General features: G+C 47.2%; 1 protein-coding gene. It reads left to right on the top strand.

All coding sequences use genetic code 11. The annotated features are described in order from the left end of the window. Positions 1–67: 67 nt before the first annotated feature. Complete coding sequence (locus tag KHS78_RS22170) at positions 68–1,039, top strand: IS5 family transposase (protein ID WP_211831195.1); 972 nt, start codon at positions 68–70, stop codon at positions 1,037–1,039. Positions 1,040–1,162 lie beyond the last annotated feature (123 nt).

Consider the following 1,162-nt stretch of genomic DNA (forward strand, 5'->3'; position numbering starts at 1 on the left):
TAAGGAACCTGCGATTAAGTCCCCGATAATAAGCTAATCTCCTCTCAGCCCTTGCTGGAGATTAGCCATGGATCAACAACTCAGCTTTTCTGACGCTGAATTCACTCAAAAGCGTCGCCAGACCCGCAAAGAAATATTTCTTGCCCGTATGGATAAACTGATTCCCTGGCATCGTCTTGAGGCCATTATTGAGCCTCATTACCCCAAACCCGGTAATGGGCGTAGACCTTACCCGTTATCCACCATGCTCCGAATACACTGCCTTCAACAATGGTACAGCCTCAGTGATCCGGCCATGGAAGATGCCCTTTATGAAATTGCGTCCATGCGATTATTTACCGGATTATCTCTGGATAAAGCGATTCCTGATCGTACAACCATTATGAACTTTCGACACCTGCTGGAAGCTCATAATCTGGCTCGGGCTATTTTCACGGACGTCAACCAATGGCTGACAGAGTCTGGTATCGTTTTGAAGGAAGGCTCACTGGTCGATGCCACGATCATCGAAGCGCCGACATCCACAAAGAATCAGACAGGGCAGCGAGATCCCCAAATGCACCAGACCAGAAAGGGTAACCAGTGGTATTTCGGTATGAAGGCGCATATTGGTGTCGATGCCCGTACAGGTTTGACCCATAGCCTGGCGACAACAGCCGCCAATGAACATGACCTTAATCAAGCCCGTAACCTGTTGCACGGTGATGAACAGTTTGTCTTTGCCGATGCCGGCTACAGAGGAGCTGAGAAGCGGAAAGAGTTCAATACAGATGCTGTACAGTGGCATATAGCCGAACAGCCAGGCAAGTTGAAGAGACTCAGGAAACACCCTCGAATCAATAAAGTCATTTTGAAAACGGAATACCTAAAAGCCAGCATCCGAGCCAAGGTGGAACATCCCTTCAGAATCATCAAATGCCAGTTTGGATTTATCAAAGCCCGTTATCGGGGACTGCGGAAAAATGATGGCAAGCTGGCGATGTTATTCGCTCTGGCAAACATGGTTAGACTGGACCAAATGATCCGGTCACAGGGTTAATGTATCTGGAAGCCGGTAAGCCGGCTTAAATAACAGGAAACTGAGTTATTTTTGAGCTGCATAATAGTGATTTAATAACTTCCATAAACTGTATTTCTTAAAAGTCACTTGCTCGCAGGTTCC

Source organism: Kistimonas asteriae, from assembly GCF_018263925.1.
In the GTDB taxonomy this organism is placed as follows: Bacteria; Pseudomonadota; Gammaproteobacteria; order Pseudomonadales; family Endozoicomonadaceae; genus Kistimonas; species Kistimonas asteriae.

Bases quoted from the DNA above. Each gene is read 5' to 3' on its own strand.
- KHS78_RS22170 (WP_211831195.1), top strand. From the start codon at position 68: ATGGATCAACAACTCAGCTTTTCTGACGCTGAATTCACTCAAAAGCGT.